Below are 4,184 nucleotides of genomic sequence, written 5' to 3' on the forward strand. Positions count from 1 at the left end.
TGCGCACAGCATGCCGTTCAGACAGCTGGTTCATATTGTATTTCTCCGAATGGTTAAAAGTGGAGGGCTGGCTGGCGGGCGGGCCGGTGGCTGGCGAGGGGTTGTTAATTTTTGTAAATGAGAAGCATTATCATTTAAGGCGTGCAAAAAATCAACATGTGGTGCCGTGCAGGGTGGATTTCCGCTTTTGCAAGGAGGAACTCAGGCTCGTTTTGAGTGCCGAAAAGCATCGCCAGCTCGCCGGAAGGCAACATTTCACGCGGGTTTGCGGCGAGTTGCCGAATTTCCTAAACGATCCAAATACATGTGTAAAGCTCAGACGTCACCTTCAGTGTCTGCGATAAGTGCTTCTTTTTCTTGAGAATTCACTCCGGGAATTGCTTGAGCGAAACGCGCTAAGTCATTGACTTCATTGATAAAAATCGCATTTTTGAACCCGAATATTACTTGACCGCAAATAAAGCATCCTCTAAAGTGGGCGACAGTGTGAAAAAGTGTATTTTTGTGGGGCGTTTTTAAAAAAATCCCGCGCAACACGTTTCACAACCAACAACGACAACCACGAGGTCAATCAGGGTGTTTCAAGGCGCGTCAGCGTTGAGTCTCGATGCCAAAGGGCGGATGACAGTTCCGTCCAAGCATCGTGACGCCTTGTCGCTTCAATGCGAAGGCCGCATCACGCTCACCCGCCATCCCCATGGTTGCCTGCTTCTCTTTCCGCGCCCGGTCTGGGAAAACCACCGTGAGCAGATCGCCGCCTGGCCGATGTCCGCGCGCGCCTGGCAGCGCGTCTTCCTCGGCAATGCCTCCGATGTCGAAATGGACTCCGCCGGCCGCATCCTGATTGCGCCGGAACTGCGCTCGGCCGTCGGCCTGACGCGCGACGTCATGCTCCTTGGCATGGGCAGCCATTTCGAGATCTGGGACGCTGAAAAACTCGCCCAGGACGAGGCGCAGGCCGTGGCCAACGGCATGCCCGACGTATTGAGTAACTTTTCTTTCTGACGGCCCGTGATGAGTGAACAAACGGTGCCCGGCTTGCAGCACCGCACGGTGCTGTTAGAAGAAGCGGTCGATTCGCTGCAGATCGACGGCGAGCGCGCCAATGGCGTGTACGTCGATGGCACCTTCGGCCGCGGCGGTCATAGCCGCCGGATCCTCGAGCGTCTCGGTCCCAACGGCCGATTGATTGCATTCGACAAGGATCCGCAGGCGATTGCGGCCGCACAGGCGGTTTCGGACAAGCGATTCGAAATCGTGCATGACAGCTTCGCCACGATGGCTGAAGCCCTCGCATCGCGCGGCGTCATGCAGGTGGATGGAATTTTGCTGGACCTCGGAATCTCGTCGCCGCAGGTGGACGAAGCGGCACGCGGTTTCAGTTTTCGACTGGACGGTCCGCTGGACATGCGCATGGATACCACGCGCGGGATGTCGGCGGCAGAGTGGCTCGCCACCGAGTCAGAACAGACGATAGGAAAGGTAATCAAAGATTATGGGGAAGAACGGTTTGCTTTTCAGATTGCAAAGGCGATTGTTGCTCGCCGGGCAATCGAGCCAATTTCAGGCACACGACAGCTTGCCGAGATCGTGGCACACGCAGTCAAAACCCGCGAGAAGGGTAAAGATCCGGCCACTCGCACATTTCAGGCTATCCGGATTTACATCAATCAAGAGCTTGAAGAACTTGAAGTAGCACTGAGTGCCGCTTTCGACAAACTGGCCCCGCACGGGAGACTGGCTGTGATCAGTTTTCATTCATTGGAAGACCGCATCGTGAAGCGCTACCTGGCCTCCAAGGCCAAGGTGCAGCAGCCCGACCGCCGCCTGCCGATCCGTGCCGCCGACCTGCCGCAGCCCGAACTCAAGCTGCTGGCCAAAATGAAACCTTCCGACGCCGAAATCGCCGCCAACCCGCGCGCGCGTTCGGCCATCATGCGTGTCGCCGAGCGGATTGCCGCGGGAGGTGCGCCATGAGCGGCAAGGTCAATGCAATCCTCACCGCGGCGCTTGTGATCTGCGCCCTTCTTGTCGTGAATTCGCAATACCAGTACCGGCGCCTGTTTATCGAGATCGAGCGCGCGCAAGCCGCCGCCAAGCAGCTCGAACTCGAATGGGCGCACCTGCAGCTCGACCAGTCCACGCTGGCCAAGCATGCACGCATCGAAGCCAACGCACGGCGCGACCTCAACATGGTCCCCGTCACGCCCGACCGCACGCAGTACCTGACGCTGGGAGGGCAATGATGCGCACCCCATCACGCGCCGCGGCGGGCAAGGGCGTGCAGTTCAGCGCCAGCCCGGTGCTCGCGCTCAAGCTGCCGGTCTGGCGTTCGCGTCTGGTGCTGTTCGCTCTGTTCGCTGCTTTCGCCGCCCTCGCGGGACGCGCGCTCTGGCTGCAAGGGATCTCCACCGAGTTCCTGCAGAAGCAGGGCGCATCCCGTTATGCCCGCACGCTCGAATTGCCGGCCACGCGCGGCAAGATCACCGACCGCAACGGCCAGGTGCTCGCTTCGTCCATGCCGGTCAAGGCCATCTGGGCCATTCCGGAAGACGTGCTTGAAGCGCCGGACGCGAAAATCCGCGAACTCGCCAGGCTGCTCGAGATGGACGAGAAGGAGCTGCGCAAGAAGCTGGACTCCGACCGCACCTTCGTCTATCTCAAGCGCCAGGTCGAACAGGACGTCACCGACAAGGTCGCCGCCCTGAACGTCCCCGGCATCGGCACCCGCCGCGAGTACAAGCGCTACTACCCGGATGGCGACGTCATGGCGCACGTGGTCGGCTTCACCAATGTCGAGGACGTCGGCCAGGAAGGCATGGAGCTGGCGTTCCAGAAGACGCTGGCCGGCATGAACGGCAGCCGCCGCGTGATCAAGGATCGCCTCGGACGCATCGTCGAAGACATCGAATCGGTGCGCCTGCCGCACGACGGCAAGGACCTCGCGCTGTCGATCGATCGAAAGCTGCAGTACATCGCCTACACGCACCTGAAGGAAGCCGTAGACAAGCACAAGGCCAAGGCCGCGGCGATGACCATTCTCGATGCGAAGACCGGCGAAGTGCTCGCGCTGGTCAATTACCCGACCTACAACCCTAACGACCGCTCGAAGCTGACCGGCGCCCAGCTGCGCAACCGGGTGATGACCGACACCTTCGAGCCGGGCTCGACCATGAAGCCGTTCCCGATCGCGCTGGCGCTGGAAAAGCGGATGATCACGCCGTTCACCAACATCCAGACGGCACCGGGCAAGCTCACCATCGGCAAGGCCACCATCGGTGATGCCCACGCGCATGGCGTGCTGACGGTGCAGGGCGTGCTGGAAAAGTCATCGAACGTGGGAACCGCCAAGATCGCACTGCAGCTTCCGCCGCAAGACATGTGGGATATGTATACGACCGTCGGTTTCGGTCAGCAGCCCAAGCTCGGCTTCCCCGGTGCGGTCGCCGGCCGCGTCCGTCCGTACAAGTCCTGGAAGCCGATCGAACAGGCGACTATGAGCTACGGCCATGGCATTTCGACTTCGCTGATTCAGGTGGCGCACGCCTACATGATCTTCGCCCGCGACGGCGACATCATCCCGCTCACCCTGCAGAAGGCCGGCGATCGCCCGATCGGCCAGCGCGTCATTTCAGAAAAGACCGCGCGCGACGTGCGCGAAATGCTGGAAATGGCGGCCGGTCCGAACGGCACTGCACCGAAGGCGCAGGTGCCGGGATACCGCGTCGCCGGCAAGACCGGTACCGCGCACAAGCTGGTCGGTGGACAGTACGCCAATAAATACGTTTCATCCTTCGTGGGCTTCGCCCCGGTTTCGGATCCGCGCATCATCGTTGCGGTCATGGTCGACGAGCCGTCCAACGGCTTCCACTTCGGCGGCCAGGTAGCCGCCCCGGTCTTCTCCGCCGTGACTGCAAGCGCACTGCGTGCCCTGAATGTTCCGCCTGACTCCACCGTGACCGACATCATCGTGCCGGCCAACCCTGTCGAGGAGAGCATGTGATGAGCGCGACGCCGACCGTGGCCGACATCCTCGCCTGGCTGCATGCGAATGCACCCAAGGCCCAGCTGTCGTCGGACTCCCGCAGCATTTCGCTGGGAGACGTGTTCTTTGCCTATCCCGGCGACACTGCCGACGGGCGCGACTACATCGACCGCGCGGTCGAGGCGGGAGCGCGCGCCGT

6 protein-coding genes are annotated in these 4,184 nt (G+C 61.0%); all 6 read left to right on the top strand.

Going from position 1 to position 4,184, the window contains the following annotated elements; translation table 11 throughout:
• Positions 1–344, top strand: a 344-nt coding sequence (locus AYR66_RS29275) for a hypothetical protein (protein ID WP_206047041.1), incomplete at its 5' end; no start/stop codon positions are given.
• A gap of 232 nt (positions 345–576) precedes the next feature.
• Positions 577–1,005: a division/cell wall cluster transcriptional repressor MraZ gene (gene mraZ, locus AYR66_RS03420; RefSeq protein ID WP_088706355.1), complete on the top strand. Its 429-nt coding sequence runs from the start codon at positions 577–579 to the stop codon at positions 1,003–1,005.
• 9 nt (positions 1,006–1,014) lie between these two features.
• Positions 1,015–1,977 carry a 16S rRNA (cytosine(1402)-N(4))-methyltransferase RsmH gene (rsmH, locus tag AYR66_RS03425; RefSeq protein WP_088706356.1) on the top strand — a complete coding sequence of 321 codons (963 nt, stop codon included), beginning with the start codon at positions 1,015–1,017 and terminating at the stop codon, positions 1,975–1,977.
• The gene (gene ftsL / locus AYR66_RS03430) at positions 1,974–2,246 is read left to right on the top strand and encodes a cell division protein FtsL (RefSeq protein ID WP_088706357.1); all 273 of its coding nucleotides are present in this window, start codon (positions 1,974–1,976) and stop codon (positions 2,244–2,246) included. The genes rsmH and ftsL overlap by 4 nt, the downstream gene beginning before the upstream one ends.
• Positions 2,243–4,003, top strand: coding sequence for a peptidoglycan D,D-transpeptidase FtsI family protein (locus tag AYR66_RS03435; protein ID WP_088706358.1), 1,761 nt, complete (start codon positions 2,243–2,245; stop codon positions 4,001–4,003). The genes ftsL and AYR66_RS03435 overlap by 4 nt, the downstream gene beginning before the upstream one ends.
• A partial coding sequence (locus tag AYR66_RS03440) for a Mur ligase domain-containing protein (protein ID WP_234814708.1) occupies positions 4,003–4,184 on the top strand: 182 nt, incomplete at its 3' end. The genes AYR66_RS03435 and AYR66_RS03440, both read left to right, overlap by 1 nt.

This window comes from Noviherbaspirillum denitrificans (assembly GCF_002211445.1).
GTDB lineage: Bacteria > Pseudomonadota > Gammaproteobacteria > Burkholderiales > Burkholderiaceae_D > Noviherbaspirillum > Noviherbaspirillum denitrificans.

What these genes read in the sequence shown, in the direction of transcription:
- ftsL (WP_088706357.1), top strand. Translation starts at nt 1,974, where the DNA reads ATGAGCGGCAAGGTCAATGCAATCCTCACCGCGGCGCTTGTGATCTGC.
- AYR66_RS03435 (WP_088706358.1), top strand. Translation starts at nt 2,243, where the DNA reads ATGATGCGCACCCCATCACGCGCCGCGGCGGGCAAGGGCGTGCAGTTC.
- rsmH (WP_088706356.1), top strand. Translation starts at nt 1,015, where the DNA reads ATGAGTGAACAAACGGTGCCCGGCTTGCAGCACCGCACGGTGCTGTTA.